14 protein-coding genes and 1 pseudogene are annotated in these 18,680 nt (G+C 44.6%); 13 read left to right on the top strand and 2 right to left on the bottom strand.

Annotated elements, in window-relative coordinates; all coding sequences use genetic code 11:
* Positions 1 to 129 precede the first annotated feature (129 nt).
* The 8 genes from RMO55_RS14965 (at position 130) to RMO55_RS15005 (ending at position 9,013) form a co-directional block, all read left to right on the top strand.
* Complete coding sequence (locus RMO55_RS14965) at positions 130 to 1,746, top strand: mucoidy inhibitor MuiA family protein (protein WP_310427720.1); 1,617 nt, start codon at positions 130 to 132, stop codon at positions 1,744 to 1,746.
* A 36-nt stretch (positions 1,747 to 1,782) separates the two neighbouring features.
* Positions 1,783 to 3,087 (top strand): hypothetical protein, encoded by a 1,305-nt coding sequence (locus RMO55_RS14970; RefSeq protein WP_310427721.1) that lies wholly within the window; start codon positions 1,783 to 1,785, stop codon positions 3,085 to 3,087.
* A gap of 160 nt (positions 3,088 to 3,247) precedes the next feature.
* Positions 3,248 to 4,705 (top strand): chlorophyll a/b binding light-harvesting protein, encoded by a 1,458-nt coding sequence (locus RMO55_RS14975; RefSeq protein ID WP_396134331.1) that lies wholly within the window; start codon positions 3,248 to 3,250, stop codon positions 4,703 to 4,705.
* Between the two features lie 445 nt (positions 4,706 to 5,150).
* Positions 5,151 to 6,197, top strand: coding sequence for a chlorophyll a/b binding light-harvesting protein (locus tag RMO55_RS14985; RefSeq protein ID WP_310427723.1), 1,047 nt, complete (start codon positions 5,151 to 5,153; stop codon positions 6,195 to 6,197).
* Positions 6,198 to 6,406: 209 nt separating this feature from the next.
* The gene (locus RMO55_RS14990) at positions 6,407 to 7,375 is read left to right on the top strand and encodes a chlorophyll a/b binding light-harvesting protein (protein ID WP_310427724.1); all 969 of its coding nucleotides are present in this window, start codon (positions 6,407 to 6,409) and stop codon (positions 7,373 to 7,375) included.
* An 82-nt stretch (positions 7,376 to 7,457) separates the two neighbouring features.
* A complete protein-coding gene (gene fldA / locus RMO55_RS14995) occupies positions 7,458 to 7,964 on the top strand; it encodes a flavodoxin FldA (protein WP_310427727.1) in 507 nt (168 codons plus the stop codon).
* 83 nt (positions 7,965 to 8,047) lie between these two features.
* Complete coding sequence (locus tag RMO55_RS15000) at positions 8,048 to 8,785, top strand: alpha/beta hydrolase (RefSeq protein ID WP_310427728.1); 738 nt, start codon at positions 8,048 to 8,050, stop codon at positions 8,783 to 8,785.
* A gap of 3 nt (positions 8,786 to 8,788) precedes the next feature.
* Positions 8,789 to 9,013: a hypothetical protein gene (locus RMO55_RS15005; protein WP_310427729.1), complete on the top strand. Its 225-nt coding sequence runs from the start codon at positions 8,789 to 8,791 to the stop codon at positions 9,011 to 9,013.
* Between the two features lie 358 nt (positions 9,014 to 9,371).
* Here the strand turns inward: RMO55_RS15005 and mutL are convergent, their stop codons facing one another.
* The gene (mutL, locus tag RMO55_RS15010) at positions 9,372 to 11,075 is read right to left on the bottom strand and encodes a DNA mismatch repair endonuclease MutL (protein WP_310427730.1); all 1,704 of its coding nucleotides are present in this window, start codon (positions 11,073 to 11,075) and stop codon (positions 9,372 to 9,374) included.
* Between the two features lie 334 nt (positions 11,076 to 11,409).
* Positions 11,410 to 11,547 carry a hypothetical protein gene (locus RMO55_RS15015; protein WP_310427731.1) on the bottom strand — a complete coding sequence of 46 codons (138 nt, stop codon included), beginning with the start codon at positions 11,545 to 11,547 and terminating at the stop codon, positions 11,410 to 11,412.
* Between the two features lie 121 nt (positions 11,548 to 11,668).
* On the opposite strand from RMO55_RS15015, the gene RMO55_RS15020 reads away from it, so the two are divergent.
* From RMO55_RS15020 to RMO55_RS15040, 5 genes and pseudogenes are all read left to right on the top strand, one after another.
* Positions 11,669 to 12,685, top strand: coding sequence for a TOBE-like domain-containing protein (locus tag RMO55_RS15020; protein WP_310427733.1), 1,017 nt, complete (start codon positions 11,669 to 11,671; stop codon positions 12,683 to 12,685).
* A gap of 155 nt (positions 12,686 to 12,840) precedes the next feature.
* A complete protein-coding gene (locus RMO55_RS15025) occupies positions 12,841 to 14,580 on the top strand; it encodes a hypothetical protein (RefSeq protein ID WP_310427735.1) in 1,740 nt (579 codons plus the stop codon).
* Between the two features lie 171 nt (positions 14,581 to 14,751).
* Positions 14,752 to 15,294: pseudogene (locus tag RMO55_RS15030) on the top strand (RNA-guided endonuclease InsQ/TnpB family protein); the annotation flags it as partial.
* 545 nt (positions 15,295 to 15,839) lie between these two features.
* Positions 15,840 to 16,319 (top strand): universal stress protein, encoded by a 480-nt coding sequence (locus tag RMO55_RS15035; protein ID WP_310427736.1) that lies wholly within the window; start codon positions 15,840 to 15,842, stop codon positions 16,317 to 16,319.
* Positions 16,320 to 16,488: 169 nt separating this feature from the next.
* On the top strand, positions 16,489 to 18,680 hold a 2,192-nt coding region (locus RMO55_RS15040), incomplete at its 3' end, for a chemotaxis protein CheB (RefSeq protein WP_310427738.1).

Below are 18,680 nucleotides of genomic sequence, written 5' to 3' on the forward strand. Positions count from 1 at the left end.
CTCCACAAGATGCGCTACTGTGCGGAATCGTGGGATTCGGTGAATGTCAGGTTCCAGATCGATTGGGATGGAATTTATCTCCCTCTTAATTATATCAAACCCAAAATTTTTTACTAAATCACCATCGTTATGTCACTATCGATCGATACTGAAATTGCTGCTGTTACTGTTTATACCGATCGTGCGCTAGTTACTCGGCAAGGGAAAATTAGTCTTGCAGGGACAGAACGAGAATTAACCGTCAGTAACTTACCGACTACCCTCGATCCCGAATCCGTCAGAGTTGGTGGTAAGGGTCAAATTGGAGTCAAATTACAGGCAGTGACTGTCGATCGACAATATACCACCGAACCCGTCGTCGATCGCATCGCTCAACTGACAGTTCAAATCGAGCAATTAGGCGCAGACAAACGCCGTCTCCAAGCGCAAATCGACACCATCAAGCTTCAAGCCAACTTTATCCAAGGTTTGCGCGAGAAGACGCAAGAATCATTTTCGCGGAGTCTAGCACGCCAGCAAATCGGGCTAGAAGATACCCAAAACTTCTTGGACTTCATCGGTACCAAAACTACCGAATACGCCTTTGCAGGGGAAGATTTGCGCCAGCAGCAGCAACAAATTGACAAGCAGCTTCAAAGCCTCCGACTTCAACTAGAGGAAGTCGAGACACCCTATAGTAAAGAGAGTTTTGAGATCTCGATCGCGATTGAACCTGCTGGAGCTGGTGAGTTTCAACTAGAATTAAGTTATGTGGTTAAACGAGCTTATTGGACTCCTCTCTACGATCTGCGAGTTCAAAGTACCAGTAAGACAATTCAACTAAATTATCTCGCCGAAATCGTCCAAACCACAGGCGAAGATTGGGCAAATGTTAACTTAATTCTCTCCACTGCCAAACCAGGTTTAGGTACGCTCCCACCTAAATTAGATCCTTGGTATATCGATGCACCTGTACCAATGACGATGCGGAGCAGAAATATCGGCTCTAAATCGTCAGATATGGCGATGGAAATATCTGCTTCTGCACCAATGCTCGTTGGTGCTAAGATGGCTCGAATGCAAGAACCAGACACTCTGTTAACGATGGAATATGAGGCGGAAACTGTCGTCGCCGAAATATCTCAACAGGGGAGTGTAGTGACATTTCAACTTGGGGGTGGTGGAAATATTCCCAGCGATGGAAATCCTCACAAAGTGACTATTTTTAATGATAATTTTGCCTGTCAATTCGAGTACATTGCAATGCCAAGATTGGTAAGTTTTGCTTATCTACAAGCCAAAGCTAAAAATAGATCTGATGGGGCGACATTATTACCAGGCAAGGCGAATATTTTTCGAGATGATGTATTTGTCGGCACGAGTAATTTAGAAAATATTGCGCCAGGGCAAGAATTCAAGCTTAATTTAGGGATAGATGAAGGAATTAAGATCGATCGAGAATTGATCGAACGTCAAGTCGATAAAACGTTCCTCTCTGGCAATCGGCGGACTACTTATGCTTATCGACTGAGTGTGACTAATTTACTCAATGGAGTAAATCACATTTCAATTAATGACCAAATTCCCCACAGTCGGAACGAACAAATAAAAGTAAAACTCATCAAAATCAATCCTCAAATTCAACCAGGCGAATTAGGTCGATTAGCATGGGAAATAGATCTGCCAGCTCATAGCAAAACCGAAATCAACTATCAATTCTCGATCGAACATCCCGAAAATATTCACGTACAGGGATTGGATATTTAATTAATAATTAACAATGGATAATTACGACTTATTTTAATGGATCGCAATCGTAAATTAATTCAACTGTGGCAACAATTTATTCCGTTATCTTTATCCGATGTATCGATGGCATTGGGCGATCCTTTAACGACGACTACCCTGGCTCATTTACCAGACGCGAGAACTAATATTGCTGCTGTCGGAGTGGCAAAAGCAATCGCGATTTTCTGTGAAAGTCCGATTATTATGCTGCTTCATGCGAGTAACGCGCTTGCACCTACTCAAACATCCAGACGAGCGTTATGGAAATTTACCTTAATTGCCAGTGGAGTGATGAGTTTCCTGCTTGCCCTGACAACTTTACCATTTATTTTTGCAGTCATTGGTGAAGGCTGGTTGGGCGTTTCTCCGAGCTTGAGTAGTTCGATTCGATCGACTCTCTCAATCGTTATTTTATGGCCATTGGCGATCGGTTGGCGCAGATATTTCCAAGGTTTATTAATCCACAGCGGACAAAGTAACGCAGTCGCTCAAGCGGGAATAATTCGGCTCTTAGTTGTCGGTGGAATTCTCGCTGGCGGATTTATGCTCAAAGCGAATGGCGCGGTAGTCGCGGGGATGAGTTTAGTTTGGGGTGTAATTGCCGAAGCTGTAGCTGTCACCTATCTGGCGCGAAAGTTGGGCGCGACTCAACTACCAGAGCTTGTATCTAGCCCTGAATTACCCCAAGATGTAGCTGGAGTCTGGAAATTTTATGCCCCCTTGGGCGGGACGATGATGCTCGGATGGGGGGCGAGAGCGGCTCTATTGGGGATTGTGGCGCGATCGAATGATGGTAGTATTGCTTTAGCTGCTTGGCCTGCTGCTTGGGGTTTAGTCTTAGTTATCGCCAATTCGACCCGGATGGTACAGCAAATCATCATTCGCAATCGGAAATTAATACCCGATCGAATCTTAATTAGTTTTGCAATTAGCGTTGGCATATTCTGTTCGTTGATTCTATTATCTCTTGCTGGAACACCGATGAGCGAACAGGCAATTAGTTATTTTATCGGACTCGATCGAGACTTAATCGATCGAGTCCGTCCGGTATTATTAATCTGTGCGATCATGCCACTATTAGTGTCGGTACAGAACGCGCTGCAAGGTTTTTTAGTTAGTGAAGGACGCACCTGGGGCGTAAACCAAGCCGCTTGGGTAGGTGCGATTGTGATGTTAGGTACGGCGTATTTAGCATCACAATTAGGCCAAAATGGCGCGATTTCTGCAGCAATTGGCATGATTGTTGGGAATGTGGTGGAAATAAGTTATTTGTTTTATGGCTGGCGATGGAGACTTAAAAATAGGCAAGACAATGTATAAATGCTATTGCTGCTACTCCGAGGATACTCCCTTATCCCGATTTAGACACAAAACTTTATTTTCAAAATAAATGATAGTTATTCTCAATAGATGTGTTAATATCTTTTTAACAGCTTATTGATATAGATAATCAATAAGTTAATTCGATCGAGGTACATTGATGACGAGTACAGCAGTAAATCCACCGCAGCTCGCTCCTTGGTGGGCGGGAAATGCGAGATTAGTAAATCTTTCAGGCCGACTCTTAGGAGCGCACATCGCTCATGCAGGCCTGATTGTGCTCTGGGCAGGGGCAATGACCCTATTTGAAATTTCCCACTTCGACACCAGTCAGCCGATGTTCCAACAGGGATTGATTCTCCTCCCCCACTTGGCAACATTAGGTTTAGGTGTTGGAGCTAATGGGCAAATTATTGACACTGAGATCTATTTTGCGATCGGCGCGGTGCATTTGATTAGTTCGGCTGTTCTCGGTGCGGGTGGTATTTATCACTCTGTGCGTGGGGAAGCAATCTTACCGCAAGACTCAACTTTCGCTGGCTCCTTTGGCTACGACTGGAAAGATACTCAAAAGATGACCACTATTCTGGGGATTCATCTAACGCTCCTGGGTGCTGGGGCTTGGCTGCTAGTTGCCAAAGCGATGTTTTGGGGTGGGCTATATGATGCGGCTTTAGGTTCGGTGCGGGTAGTGAGTGACCCAACACTGAGCGCGGGGCACATCTTTGGTTATCTCATCGGGCTACATGGCAGCGCAGGGATGGCATCGGTTGATAATCTCGAAGATATCGTCGGTGGACATATTTGGGTGGGTTTACTCTGTATTGCTGGTGGCTGTTGGCACATCACCACGACTCCTAGTCGGTGGGCGAACAAAGTGCTGTTTTGGTCTGGGGAAGCTTATCTGAGTTATAGCTTAGGTGCGCTTGCCTATATGGGCTTTTTTGCAGCTTACTTTGTGACGGTCAATAGTACCGCATATCCTGAGGTCTTTTATGGCCCAGTGGGGTTGAATATCGGCGCAGAAACGGACGCAATTACGGTGCGGACTTGGTTGGCTACTAGTCACTTTGTCTTGGCTGTATTGTTATTAACTGGGCACATCTGGCACGCAATCCAAGTGCGGGCGGCGGCGGCGGGTTTCGATTTACGTCGAGGCTCAGTAGTTGCTACCAAAAAACCGGAACGAGGTGATTTGGATACGCCAATTAATGCCAATGATTTGACTATCTCATTATTGAGAAATCTTCCTTTCTATCGTGAAGGGTTGGCTCCCTTTAGTCGGGGATTAGAGATTGGGATGGCGCATGGTTACTTCTTACTCGGCCCATTTGCCAAACTCGGCCCATTGCGGGATTCTGAGCTAGCTAACTTAGTGGGATTGATGTCATCGATCGGACTACTACTGATTCTATCTGTTTGTCTCTCACTTTATGGTACGGTTTCCTTCCCGAAAACTAGACCAGCGGTTGGGGTTTTACCCGCTGGATTAGATACTACGGAGACCTGGAGTCAGTTTACAGGCGGGTTTACAGTCGGTGGTATCGGTGGTGCTGTTTTTGCCTACTTCTTACTCGCTAATAGTGGGTTGTTTGCTCAGATTGCTGCTGGGGGCTAAAGACTGAGAAATTTGGTGGAAATTGCTTTCCCCTGATTTCTCAGCACAAATTAAAACATTCTAGTTCGATGATATCGCAAGTCCCAAGGACGTTGACCCAATTTTTCTAAGTTGGGTATCTAGAGTCTGCTTCTCCCCTTTCCAAGGGGAGGTTGGGAGGGGTAAAGATCTATGACAGTAACAATCATAGGTATGTGATTTCGCAACCCCTAACGACAATTTATTGGCTTGTGGGTTAGGGCGGGTTTGTTCTTTCGTTGTGGAGAGGTTGCGAGTATATCTAGCATAAACCCGCCCCTACGGTACCCGTACATGCGATGTCCGTATTTACGATACCCGTATTTACGATACCCATAGCTATGTTGGATTTCCGAATCTACCATCACAAATTCATCCGCCTGCGGTTGATGAGCAAATTAAACGATTGATTGAGGTTAATTAAACAATGCAAACTTACGATAAACCAAAGGTTCAGTATGGCTGGTGGGCGGGTAACGCTCGCTTTGCCGATAAATCGGGGTTATTTATCTCTGCTCATGTCGGACAAGCTGCGCTGACAATGTTCTTTGCAGGGGCGATGACACTGTTTGAACTGTCTCGTTATAATGCTGCTACCCCAATGGGCGAGCAGGGTTTAATTCTATTACCTCACTTAGCTACCCTCGGTTTTGGTGTTGGTAAAGGTGGCGAAATTGTCGATACCTATCCAATGTTCGTCATCGGTGTGGTGCATTTGATTTCTTCAGCGGTTTTGGGTGCGGGTGCTTTATTCCACACTTTCAAAACACCTGAAAGTTTAGCAAGTGCAAAAGGTAAGGCGCAGAATTTCCACTTTACTTGGGACAATCCTAAGCAGTTGGGGATGATTCTCGGACATCACTTACTGTTCCTCGGAGCGGGGGCGATTTTACTCGCGCTTAAAGCGATGTGGTGGGGCGGTTTGTATGACTCGAATATCCATGATGTGCGAGTGATTACTGAGCCTACTCTCGATCCTGCAATTATCTACGGTTATCAGACTCACTTTGCGACGGTAAATAGTCTGGAGGATTTAGTCGGCGGACATATCTATGTCGGTGCTTTACTAATTCTCGGCGGGGTATTTCATATCGTCAAAGAACCATTACCTTGGGCGAAAAAGGCCTTGATTTGGTCTGGTGAAGCGATTCTCTCCTATTCTCTGGGTGGGATTGCATTAGCTGGGTTTGTGGCTGCATACTTCTGCGCTGTGAATACTCTGGCTTATCCACCCGAATTCTACGGTGCAGTATTAGACGTGAAATTGGGAGTATCTCCTTATTTTACCGATAGTGTGAAACTACCGATCGGTCATACCGCCCGCGCATGGTTAGCAAATGGTCATTTCTTCTTAGCGTTCTTCTTCCTCCAAGGTCACTTGTGGCACGCATTGCGGGCGATGGGCTTTGATTTCCGTCGGGTAGAAAAAGCTCTGAATGGCATCAACGAACCAGTCGCATCTTCCGCTGAATAGTTACCCCCCAACCCCCTTATAAAGCGGCGTTTTTATTAGGGGGTTCCCCCCGAATAAAAAAACGACAAGACAGGGGGCTTCCGACTCCCTCCCCGTTATAAGGGGAGGGCTGGGGTGGGGTAAAGATCTCCGCTTCCACACAAATGAATCCAAGGTGCGTTACGGCTTCGCCTAACACACCCTACGAAGTGCTATTTACGTGAGAAAATATGACAATATCTCTACAAAGATCGATCGCCGAAGATCGCCCAAAACTAGCATGGCTAGTCGGGAATGCCCAACTAGTCAACCTCTCAGGACAACTACTCGGCGCACATATCGCCCATGCCGGATTAATTATGTTTTGGGCTGGCACAACCGCAATTTCCGAAGCCCTGCGCTTCCAGCCCGATGTACCCTTCGCAGAGCAAGGATTTATCCTCCTCTCCCACCTAGCTACTTTGGGCTGGGGTATAGGTGCGGCTGGTGCGATTGATACATATCCTTATTTTGTCATCGGAATGCTGCATTTAGCTGCTTCGGCGGTACTAGGTGCGGGAGGACTGTATCATGTCTTCCGCGCTCCGGCTAATCTCAAAGATGGACAAGGGCGAGTTGCTAAGTTTCATTATGAATGGAATGACCCCAAAAAGTTGGGTTTTATTCTCGGACATCATTTAATCTTCCTCGGTTTTGGTGCTCTAGCTCTAGCGGGTAAGGCGATGTGGTGGGGTGGAATTTACGATTCGGCAACTCATCAAGTTCGAGTAATTAGCGAACCGACGTTGAATCCGGTAACAATTTTCAGTTACCTGGGTGGACTAAACAATGGGGTTTGGACACCGATGGGAATGGCTAGTGTCAATAGTTTGGAAGACATTATTGGTGGACACTTATGGATTGGTGCAATCTTACTTGGTGGTGGTGCATGGCATATTTTGGTTACGCCGACGAAGTGGGCGGTGAAGATGCTGCGGATTGAAGCTGATGCAATTTTGTCTTATAGCTTGGGTGGTTTAGCTTTTATGGCGTTAGTTAGCTGTGCCTTTGTTGGGTTCAATACTACTGCTTTTCCAGTCGAATTTTATGGGATCGATCGAACTGGGCCAGCTACAAGTCAATTTTTTCTAGCTATTACTGCTCTAGTAGGACATCTTTGGCACGCTTATCGCGCTCGGATGGTTAGTGGTGCCGCGTAATAAGTTGGTGCGTTACGGCTTTGCCTAACACACCCTACAGGTTGTTTGAATTTTCACGCATTTATTAATTGGAATTGAAAGTATGTCTAAAATTGGACTTTTCTTTGGTACACAGACTGGTAAAACTGAAGGGATTGCCGAAATGATTCGGGATGAATTTGGTGCTAGTGAGATCGATTTACATGATATGTCTCAAGTAAGTGTCAGTGATTTTGATGGATATACCAAATTAATCATCGCTTCACCAACTTGGGATATTGGCGAGTTGCAAAGTGATTGGGATGGCTTTTTCCCAGAACTTGACACTATGGATTTCAAGGGTAAAACTGTTGCTTATTTTGGTACTGGCGATCAGTTAGGCTACTCGGACAACTTCATGGATGCCGTTGGAATGCTGGAAGCAAAAATCACAGCGCGCGGTGGTAAAACGATCGGGTATTGGTCAACTGATGGCTATGATTTTACCGAATCTAAAGCAGTAAAAAATGGTAAATTTGTCGGTTTAGCGATCGATGAAGATAACCAATCAGATTTGACTGACGAACGAGTTAAAGCTTGGGTAGCTCAAATCAAAAAAGAGTTCGCATAATAAATATTATCTCCTAAACTCAGCAGTTGAACATCGGTGGTGAATTTACCACCATTTTTTTAAATATTAATATCATAATTCATATGAATAAATTTCTCTGGGTTAGTGCTAGCCCTAGCCTAAAATACTTTCACCGCCGTCTGCTCAATAACTTGTCGAAAGTTGTCGAACTGGAATTTTGGGAATACTATCAAACATTAGATGAGAGTAGTTCGATCGAGGGTGCAGTTAATTTATTAGATGAACATCTATCTACATCCGATCGTCCCGTTCATCTCATCGGGCATGGAATCGGCGGTGTAATTGCATTAGGTTATTCTCGCCTATATCCAGCCAAAGTTGCATCATTGACATTGCTAAGTGTTGCCGTTCAGCCAGGGATTAATTGGCATTCATACTATTATACTCAATTGCAATCCTTACCATTTAGTCGGGACTGCATTTTGAAATCAGTTGCTAGTAATTTATTTCCGTATACTTGTCCTAGTCATGTTCATGATTTAGTCGATCGATTAGGACAAGATTTAGTTGAGTCTCCATCCAATCACTCACTATTTAGATTAGATATTCTCATCGAAGGTGGTGTCGAAATGCCATTGATGATTTGTGCGAGTCAAGACGATCCAGTGATTAGTTCTCCCGCCTTATATGGTTGGAATAGTTACTTCAAATCAGTAGATACAATTTGGTGTTCTGCAACAGGCGGACACTTTTTTCACCACTTTCATGCTGAATTAGTTGGCTACCAAATTCAACAATTTTGGCGCAAGTCAGAACCAGGATTAGTGTTACATCAACTTGCTAGTGCGGAGTTCAATTAATCGATGGTTATCATCTGCTTTATCCTGACTTGGGTCACAATCATTAGTGCTTGTTTGACGTTGGCGCATAACTGGAAAACAGGATTTATCTATGTCAAGCGACTACATCAAGTCCCTTGCCATAATTGCAAATATTTTACTAATAGTTGCTATTTGAAATGTACTGTCAATCCCCATCTTGCTTGCTCAGAAGAAGCGATCGATTGTCGAGATTATCAACCTCAATAAAACTAAAAATGCTCATGGGTAAACTAAAACCAAATCGCAAGCTAGTATCTTCGCCAACAAGCATGAATCGGATCGCGACGATCGTTAGAGAAAATTGGGATGAAATCTGGGAGATTGTTCAGCAAAGAGCGCGAACTGAGATTTATCAAAAAAAACTCTATTCAACTAGAGAACCAATTATAAAATCCACATTACGCACTTCGGGAAAGTAGCATGAAAAAGGCCTAATTTTGCGTTGCCAAGCTGGGTAAGTTACTATAATTTATAATCAGTAATATCAATAACCTTTCGAGTCTTCGTGACCAGCATTTGTCGTAAAAATTGAAGTGCGGAATGTGGGTTAATTATCAATTATCAATTAAATCCCATGACTCTTTCCAATCACCCAATGACGACGGAAAGATCGAGCCAAACTACTTTCCTTAAAAGAGAGATAAATCGGTCTACCATGAGGACAAGTACGGGGATTTCGGGTGCGTTGCCAGCGATCGAGTAAACTTTGCATTTCGGGTAAACTCAATGGTGTCCCATTCCGAATCGCACAGCGACAAGCAACCGCGACTTGTGCGGCTTGTAAATCTCCACCCAAGCTGAGTTCGATAATCGCCGCAGCTAGATCTTCTCGCATTAGTAATGGTGCTGGAGCCGTCCGAATTGCCGATAAGCCTTCACCAAATGGCTCGATCGTTAATCCGATCTGTTGTAACTGCTCGATCTGCCGCTCTGACAGGTGAGAAAGAATAATTGGCGGCTCTAGCGGTAAAAGTTGCCAAGCAAGGGTTATTTGCTCGTATAGTACCCGCTCGTGAGCAATATGTTGTTCGACCAACCACAGTCCATCGGTGTGTTCGGCGACGATGTAAGTATTCAGCACTTGTCCAACAGCACGAAGTTCGAGTAATCCTAATCCATCCCCGTCATTAGTAGAGATCGATCTATTGGGAATATGATAGGCACCCTGCTGTTCGGCGACTGTTAGTAGTTTACCAATTCGGCTGGTTTGAGTGGTGTCGTCACCGCTGACTTCAACATCGAGATTCAGGGCTGAGTCGATCGCTTTCAACACTTCAGACTGCCAATATTCTATCTGTTGAAGGTAAATCTCTACTTTCGCTGGATGACGATTCCAGTCAATGTAGTGAGGTGGAATTTGAAGATGGAGAAAACAGACAGGATATCGATCTCGTGGTAATGTTCTGGCTAATCCACTAACGATCGTTTGCTCCAATTCTGGTGCTCTGACAATTCGCCCATTCACAGCAACTTTCACCCAATCTAATCGATGACGGTGACAGCGATCGGGCAATCCTAAGGTTAACTGAATTTTGGACTCCTCCCCCACTCCCTCACTCCCCCACTCCCCTACTCCCCTACTCCCCACAATATTCAGCTCTACATACTGAAGATCGCCTACTCTGATTTTTGGCAATAGTTGGGGGATAATTTGTTGACTGGTTTTACTTGCAACGATCTGAAACCACGGACGACTTTGTTGTTCTATCGTCCAACTGACATGGGGATAACATAAAGCCAGATGATAAATCACCGTCTGAACTTGACGCAATTGCTGGTTGAGATTTGGTAAACCTTCTCGCCTAGCTTCCCATTCACCAAACAGATTTTCGACATTAATTATCGTACCAGGAGCGATCGCGACTTCCTGTTGAGTCAAGACTTCGCCCTGATGGTTGTATACTAGGTGCCAACCATCACAACTATCGCGGGGACGACTATAAATTTCGAGATCGGCAAGTTGAGCCAGACTATGGAGAGCCTCACCGCGAAATCCCAAACTGGTGATGTGAAATAAATCGTCTCGATCGTCAATTTTACTCGTACTATGAGCCGTAGCCGCAACCTGCAGATCTGCTAGTCCGATTCCCATCCCATTATCAGCTACCTGAATCCGCCACTTATCGGGAAACAGCGAAACCGTAATCCTAGAAGCTCCAGCATCGATCGCATTTTCACATAATTCTCTGACAACAGCTCCCAGAGAGTCAATAACTTCCCCAGCCGCAATTAAGTGGATTACATCGATAGGTAGAGGATGAATCGGCATTTAACAGCTAACAGTCAGAGCATTAGATTAACCCAAGTTGCTAGTTATGGGTTTTTAGTGAGATGGGTGTTAGGTTTTAGCTATTAGGTTTTAGGTTTTATCCCATCGCTAATACCCAAGACCCAATACCAAAATATTTAACCTTGGTTATAACTAGGAACTTGCATTAGATTATCAAATTGCACCAAAAACTGCTCCGCTCATTAACCGCCCACAAATTGCGGCTAGCGGATCGATGCGGGCATTTTTACCATTACTGCGAGATCCCCGACTTCAGAGGTCGGGAATCTGTCCTAACCAGCTTGGCAATTGCTATAATTCTTACTATTAGCTGTTAAACCGCGTAAGCGTTTTGCATCGCCCAAATAACCAGGAAGAGAATACCACCCAGCACGATCGCTGAAGAGATTGCGATCGCTACTGGAGTATCAGCTCCTTTAAATTTCATGATGCCCCGATCGAGATCTGACATAATCGCAATAATAATAGTTTCTCCATACTAGTATAGCAAAAATTGCTAACTGACAACCAGCCGCCGATGCTAAGATACGATAATTCAATCGATTGCCAGTAGATCGAGTCGCGCAAAAATTGTGGGCATCGCATTAGAAAACATCTCCAAATGCTTTGAGAGCTTTCAAGCTGTCGATTGCGTCAATCTCGAAATCAGCCCTGGTTCATTAATCGCACTGCTTGGCCCTTCTGGATCTGGTAAATCGAGCTTGCTCAGGCTGATCGCAGGCTTGGAAACACCCGATCGAGGCAGAATTTGGCTTGCAGGGACAGATGCGACCAAACAGAGCGTCAGAGAGCGAAATATCGGCTTTGTCTTCCAAAATTATGCCCTCTTTAAACATCTCACCGTTCGCCAAAATATTGCCTTTGGTTTAGAGATTCGCGGATTAGCACCCCCACAGGTCGAAAAAAAGGTCGCAGAACTCCTAGACTTAATTCAACTGGCTGGTTTAGGCGATCGATATCCCGCCCAACTTTCCGGCGGACAACGCCAACGGGTAGCCCTCGCCAGAGCTTTGGCGATCGAGCCACAAGTACTACTCCTCGACGAACCTTTTGCCGCCGTAGACGCTAGAGTCAGAAAGGATTTACGTGGCTGGTTGCGTCGGCTCCACGACAGGTCTCATGTTACCACGGTCTTTGTCACCCACGACCAAGCAGAAGCAATGGAAGTCGCCGATAAAATCGTCATCATGAACAAAGGAAGAATCGAGCAAGTCGGCACTCCTGCGGAAATTTACGATAATCCAGCCAATGCTTTTGTGATGGGTTTTATCAGCAGAGTAAATATCCTCTCCAGTAGTTCCAATATCTTCCACGCTCATGGGTTAGAAGCTACCAACCCCCAAATGTTTCTCCGCCCTGAAGATATCGCCATCGAAACCAGCTCAAATACTACTAATGTCTCTGCCAAAGTAAATCGCTTAATTCATCTCGGCTCAGAAATTCAAGCAGAATTAGCTCTAGATGATGGACAGGTAATTATGGCACATCTCACCAGAGAAAAATTTGACAGTCTCCAGCTCGAACCCCAGCAGCAGGTCTTTGTCAAGCCTAAACAAGCTAAATCTTTTCCAATTGATTATTCAATTTAGTCTAATCCAATCATAAATATCGATCGCTGATTCTCATGCTAATCTCGATTCAGTTATTGCTAATATATTTACAGAATGGCTGTGTGCTATACTACAAGAGCGGAATCAAAAAATAATTGGGTGACTAAGTTGTTTATCAAAACTAGCAGGTTAGCATGGCAAATATCACAGGTACACCAGGTCCAGATTTACTAACTGGTACATCCGAAAACGACACCATCTTAGGGTTGGGGCTGTTCGATCGAATTATTGGCAGCACTGGTAGCGATATCATTGATGGTGGTGATGGATTCGATACAGTTGACTATGGTAACTTAGGTGTCACCGTTGCTAATGCGCCTGACGGTAGTCAGGTTGTTACAAAAAGTGATGGTGGGATCGATAAACTAATCGGCATTGAAAGAATCGTCAATCCCACAGGTACCGAAGGCGCAGATGTTCTACGGACTGAAAACGTAGATTTTAATACACTTCAAGGTGGTAATGATCTAGTCAAAGCACTAGGCGGAAACGACCGAATCATTGGTAGTACGGGCACTGATACCATCGATGGCGGTACAGGCTATGATACGCTTGATTTTACGGGGACAACATTGAGTAGTGTTACAACACCAAATAGTTTGGGACCATTGGGACCTATTTATTTGTCAACCGATGGCGATCTCGTTACTAACCAAACGAATCCACGAGCGATGCCGTACCCAGGAGCCTTAATTAACAGCAGGCTCACCAGCGTTGAGAAAGTTGTTGGCGATCCGACTCAATCGAATACTATCTATCAGTTTCCATCTGTTGCGAATACAACTAACCGGATGGAGCTAGATTTATCAAAGAATCAACTCACAGCTTACGATAGCTCTAATAACTCTCGGATTGTTAAGTTCCAGAATTTTGACAATGTTCAAATTCAGTCGGGGAGTAGTCGGATCGTCGGGAACGATCGTGACAATATTATCACAAATATCGACGGCTTGCGAGGACCAGGAATTAGCGACGATCTGATTATTGGTTCTAAAGGTAATGATACTCTTAATGGTGGTTCAGGTAAAAATATCGTTGACTATAGTAACCTCGGTCGTGCAGTGAAGTTTTCGACCAACTACCAGATTGTAACTACAGAACCACGTTTTCCAGGAGATACCATTTTTCGGAACATCACGGCAAAAGCAACAATCGACAAGGGTAGTTTTGGAAAGGATACCATTGTCAACTTTCCAAAAATTATCGGTGCGACTAGTAAAAACAATACGGTAGATACTACGACTGATATTGATGGAGCTAGTGTAAATCTAAATCTAGCTACCAATTCTCTGACTGTGAATATTCCTCAGGGGGACACTTCATTTGCGATCGCCGATAAATACGAAGTTATCAATTTTGTCAATGCTATTGGTACGAAGGGTAATGATACGATCGTTGGTGCTAATCTAAGTGGTAAATTAACTGGAGGTGGCGGTAACGATACCATTACTGGTGGTAATCAAAACGATACGATCTCTGGCTCCGATAGCACTGCACGAGGCGTTGGTGAAGTCGATACTCTCACAGGTGGCAGTGGACGAGATAATTTTATCCTCGGCAATAAAAATGGTGCCTACTATGTCGGTAATGGCAGTAATGATTACGCCACAATTACTGATTTCGATCTGTTTGAAGACTCGATTAGTATCGGCAAATTGAAGAATTATAGTTTTTCACTTGAAGACACAAATACAATCGATCTGTTCTCTGGCAAAGATGTCAATACTCGCGATCTCATTGCCAAAATTCAGATTGCTGGCGGGATTAGTTCTGTGGCTAGTAACTCTCGTTCGGTCGCTGGATCTAATCCGAATCTTGATGCGATTATTTCTAAGCTCGATATCTTATCGGGATCTGCATCTAGCGATGCGTAATTTCTAGATCGATCTAATTTTAATTCTGGTTGGGTGTCTTTTTAGCTAGACAGGCGGGAATCCCCACGTCCATACCCGCTTCGGGTTGGAACGCGAGAATGAAAGACGAGTGAGCGGACGATTCCACCTGCTCACGAGACGCAAAAGCGTTAGCCGCGCGGAAGATGAGCAGAGGCTAAACTAGCTGTAGCCAAAGTCCATGCAAAAATAGCTAGAGTACGTGAAGATTTCCGACACAAACTATCCCGTAAAATAGTTAACGAAAACCAAGTTATTGTGGTCGAGAATCTGGCAGTAAAGAACATGGTAAAAAATCATTGTTTGGCTAAGTCCATAAGTGATGCTGGATGGGGAATGTTCTGCACTATGCTTAAATACAAAGCAGAAGCAGAGGGCAAAGTCTACCTAGAAGTAGGTCGATTTTTTCCATCTTCTCATTTGTGTTCTAATACATTACTGTCGTTGCCAAAGATGGATCTATCGGTGCGTGAATTTGATTGTCCCCACTGCGGGAAGCGACACGATCGAGACATCAATGCGGCAATCAATATCAAAAATGAAGGCTTACGGATATTGGCGTTGGGAACCAGCGTTGCTGCTCCTGGAGGCAATGTAAGACCAAAACAGTATGGGCGTAAGTCTACTGCTGTGGCGGCTGTTGCCCTCGAAGGGAGAAGCCCCCTTCATACTGGTACTCCAGTTGAAGGCGGGTAGTTCACGCACCCCTTTTTTTAGGTTAGCATCATACTTTTGCATCATATCAAATTAAATTGAGTAAATGACAGATTAGCTCCTCCCCTTTATAAGGCTACTGTGTATACACAAGTCGGCTAGACTTCGTTTTCGATGGTGCTCTACCCCCCCAACCCCCCCTTGTAAAGGGGAGGGGCTTTACTCCCTCCCCTTTACAAGGGGAGGGCTGGGGTGGGGTAACACAGACTACGCATCAACTCAAATAACTTGTGTATACACCGTAGCCCCTTTATCAGGGGAGGTTGGGCGGGGTACATATCTGTCGCTTTAATTCTTTAAATTGATATCATTTTCAAGACTCGATCGATCTTGGTAAGTTGAACTTTTTACCCTTGCTCTTTTCTTCATTTAGGTGGGAGAGCCGTTGAGTGTCTATATTTGTCTCAACATTTGGGCGATCGAGCGTTGATCTGACGATTTCAACTAGAATGTAACTAATAACTTAATACCGTCATCAATCTTCATCGATCGACTCCAGCTCAAAATTATTGAGGAGAATGAATTTGATGTTGCAAAAAATACTAATCGCAACGGGTGACGCTCCAGAGTCGGAAAAAATATTAGCAACGGGATTAACACTTGCAGAAAAATTTGGTGCTGAAATCGGGATCTTACATGTTCTCAATCTATCGCCAAATGGGTTTGAGGCGATGGGTAGTCCATTGATGGGGGGTACTTATCCCATTATGAACGATCTAGCAATCCAACAATATCAGCAAGAATTACAAGCCCGCGAACAAGATGGGATGGAAAGGCTCCAGTCTTACGCTAGACAGGCTCACGATCGACATATTAAAGCCGATATTTATCAAAGTCTGGGAGATCCAGGTCGAACTATCTGTGAATTAGCCACAAATAATCTAGCGGATTTAATTGTGATGGGACGGAATCAAAAATCGGTCTTGAGTGAGATTTTTCTGGGTAGCACCAGTAACTATGTCCTGCACCATGCACCCTGTTCGGTGATGATGATTCAACATAACTAAATCGGAAATTGTCTCGATTCGATCTGCCAGATTAACTGAATCATTTAACATTCAAATCGTTGAGGTTGTCAGTTGGCAATTCCAAATCCAAACTTTTCAACAATTCCCCCCAAAATATCAATTCAGTAACGTCAATTCCCCAAATCACGATTTAACGTAGCTCGATCCCATGACTTCTGAATCTTCCCCCGCATCACCACAATTAAACCCTGCTAAATTTCCGATTGTCGGCGTGGCTGCGTCTGCTGGTGGTTTAGAAGCATTTACCCAACTACTCGAACATCTCCCTGTCGATACTGGGATGGCTTTTGTGCTGATTCAGCACTTGTCACCAGATCATCAGAGTCTATTGACAGAGATTCTGGCGAGAGTGACAAAGATGCGGGTGTGTGAGGGCAAACATGGGCTGGAGGTGGAGCCGAACCAGGTGTATGTGATTCCGCCGAACGTTAAAATGGTGCTCTCTGGTGGCGGTGTGCTGCAACTATCACCCCGTGAGAAGGTTTTTGGTAAATACATGCCTGGAGATGCCTTCTTTGTCTCGCTGGCGGCGGATCGGGGTAATAAATCGATCGCGGTGGTGTTGTCTGGTGGTGATGGGGATGGTTCGTTGGGTTTGACGGCGATTAAGGCGGCGGGTGGGGTGACGTTTGCTCAGTGTGAGGATACCGCAAAGTTTGATAGTATGCCGAATGCGGCGGTGGCGACGGGGAATGTCGATTTTGTGTTACCGCCGGAGCAAATTGCGGCGCAATTAGTTGAGCTGAGTGGCAATCCGATGTGGACAAGTCCACAGCCGATGATTGTTACGGATGGATTGTTGGCTGCTCCGACTGCTTTGGCGACGATTTTTTCGTTATTGAGATCGAGTACGGGCGTTGATTTTAGTCATTATAAACCTAAGACACTCGATCGCCGGATTCAGCGACGGATGTTGTTGTGTAAGTTGAAAAATTTGGCAGATTATGCCGCATATTTACAGGTACATTCGGTAGAAGTTAAGGCATTATATGAGGAGATTTTAATTCACGTTACCAGCTTTTTTCGCGATCCTGAAGCTTTTGAATTGTTGAAAACTAAAGTTTTTCAGACAATTACTCAGCACAAATCGGCGGAGTCGCCGATTCGGATTTGGGTGGCGGGTTGTTCGACGGGGGAGGAGGTTTATTCGATCGCTATTTGTCTATTAGAATTCCTAGCGGAGCGCGTGATCCAGCGACCAATTCAGATTTTTGCGACGGATATTAGTGATTTATCGATCGAGAAAGCCAGATCGGGAATTTATACTGAAAATCAGATGGTGGATGTCTCGCCCGAACGTCGTCTTCGGTTCTTTTATCCAATTGAAGGGGGGTATCATATTAGTAAGGCGGTGCGAGAATTATGTGTATTTGCCCGTCAAGATCTCAGCACCGATCCGCCGTTTTCTAATGTCGATTTAATTAGCTGTCGGAATGTGTTAATTTATCTCGGCGACGCTCTCCAACGGCGAATTATGCCGATCTTTCATTACAGTCTAAATCAGACTGGTTTTCTGTTGCTCGGTACGTCAGAAAGTACGGGAAAATCTGGAGATCTATTTACAGTTGTCGATAAAAAGCAGCGGATTTATCAGAAAAATCCTATGGCAACTCAATCGACATTTTCATTTACCCCCAGCAGTTATCCCACGATTAAAGTCGTAAATGAGCGCGGAGATCGTCAGTCAGTTCCGGCGGCGGCACAAGGGTTTGACCTCCAAGAAAAGGTCGATCGATTAATTGCCGATCGATATACGCCTGTGGGGGTAGTAGTTGATGATAAAATGCAGATTTTGCAATTACGCGGTGAGATAGACAGGTATCTGAAATTAGTTTCGGGTGTTGCTAATCTGAATTTATTTAATCTGGTCAGATCGGGTTTATTAGTCGAACTACGGGCGGCGATTTATCAGGCGCAGCAAAGTAACTCAACCGTCACTAAAAATGGACTGCGGCTCGAAGAAAGTGACCGTTCTAGTAGCTTCAATCTTCAGGTAATTCCGTTTAACATCTCTACCTTAGCAGAGCGGCGTTTTTTAGTCTTATTTGAAGATGCCCCGATGATCCCGATTAGTAACGATCGACAGATCGATTCGACACTTACTCAAAGCGATATAGCAGACGAAAATTCACGACTCAGACAAGAACTGAACACGGCAACTCAGGAACGCACGGCGACGCAGGAATATTTACGCGCAGTAATCCAAGAGCAGGAATATAGCAACCAAGATCTAAAAGTTGCTAATGAAGAAATCTTGTCCAGCAATGAAGAATTGCAGAGTACAAATGAGGAATTAGAAACTGCCAAGGAAGAAATTCAGGCAACTAATGAAGAACTAAA

The sequence above is a fragment of the Chamaesiphon sp. VAR_48_metabat_135_sub genome (genome assembly GCF_031418915.1).
Taxonomy (GTDB): domain Bacteria; phylum Cyanobacteriota; class Cyanobacteriia; order Cyanobacteriales; family Chamaesiphonaceae; genus Chamaesiphon.

Coding starts and splice junctions, on each gene's coding strand:
- RMO55_RS14970 (WP_310427721.1), top strand. CDS start 1,783: ATGGATCGCAATCGTAAATTAATTCAACTGTGGCAACAATTTATTCCG.
- RMO55_RS14965 (WP_310427720.1), top strand. CDS start 130: ATGTCACTATCGATCGATACTGAAATTGCTGCTGTTACTGTTTATACC.
- RMO55_RS14990 (WP_310427724.1), top strand. CDS start 6,407: ATGACAATATCTCTACAAAGATCGATCGCCGAAGATCGCCCAAAACTA.
- RMO55_RS15000 (WP_310427728.1), top strand. CDS start 8,048: ATGAATAAATTTCTCTGGGTTAGTGCTAGCCCTAGCCTAAAATACTTT.
- RMO55_RS15005 (WP_310427729.1), top strand. CDS start 8,789: ATGGTTATCATCTGCTTTATCCTGACTTGGGTCACAATCATTAGTGCT.
- fldA (WP_310427727.1), top strand. CDS start 7,458: ATGTCTAAAATTGGACTTTTCTTTGGTACACAGACTGGTAAAACTGAA.
- RMO55_RS15025 (WP_310427735.1), top strand. CDS start 12,841: ATGGCAAATATCACAGGTACACCAGGTCCAGATTTACTAACTGGTACA.
- mutL (WP_310427730.1), bottom strand. CDS start 11,075: ATGCCGATTCATCCTCTACCTATCGATGTAATCCACTTAATTGCGGCT.
- RMO55_RS14985 (WP_310427723.1), top strand. CDS start 5,151: ATGCAAACTTACGATAAACCAAAGGTTCAGTATGGCTGGTGGGCGGGT.
- RMO55_RS14975 (WP_396134331.1), top strand. CDS start 3,248: ATGACGAGTACAGCAGTAAATCCACCGCAGCTCGCTCCTTGGTGGGCG.
- RMO55_RS15035 (WP_310427736.1), top strand. CDS start 15,840: ATGTTGCAAAAAATACTAATCGCAACGGGTGACGCTCCAGAGTCGGAA.
- RMO55_RS15015 (WP_310427731.1), bottom strand. CDS start 11,547: ATGTCAGATCTCGATCGGGGCATCATGAAATTTAAAGGAGCTGATACT.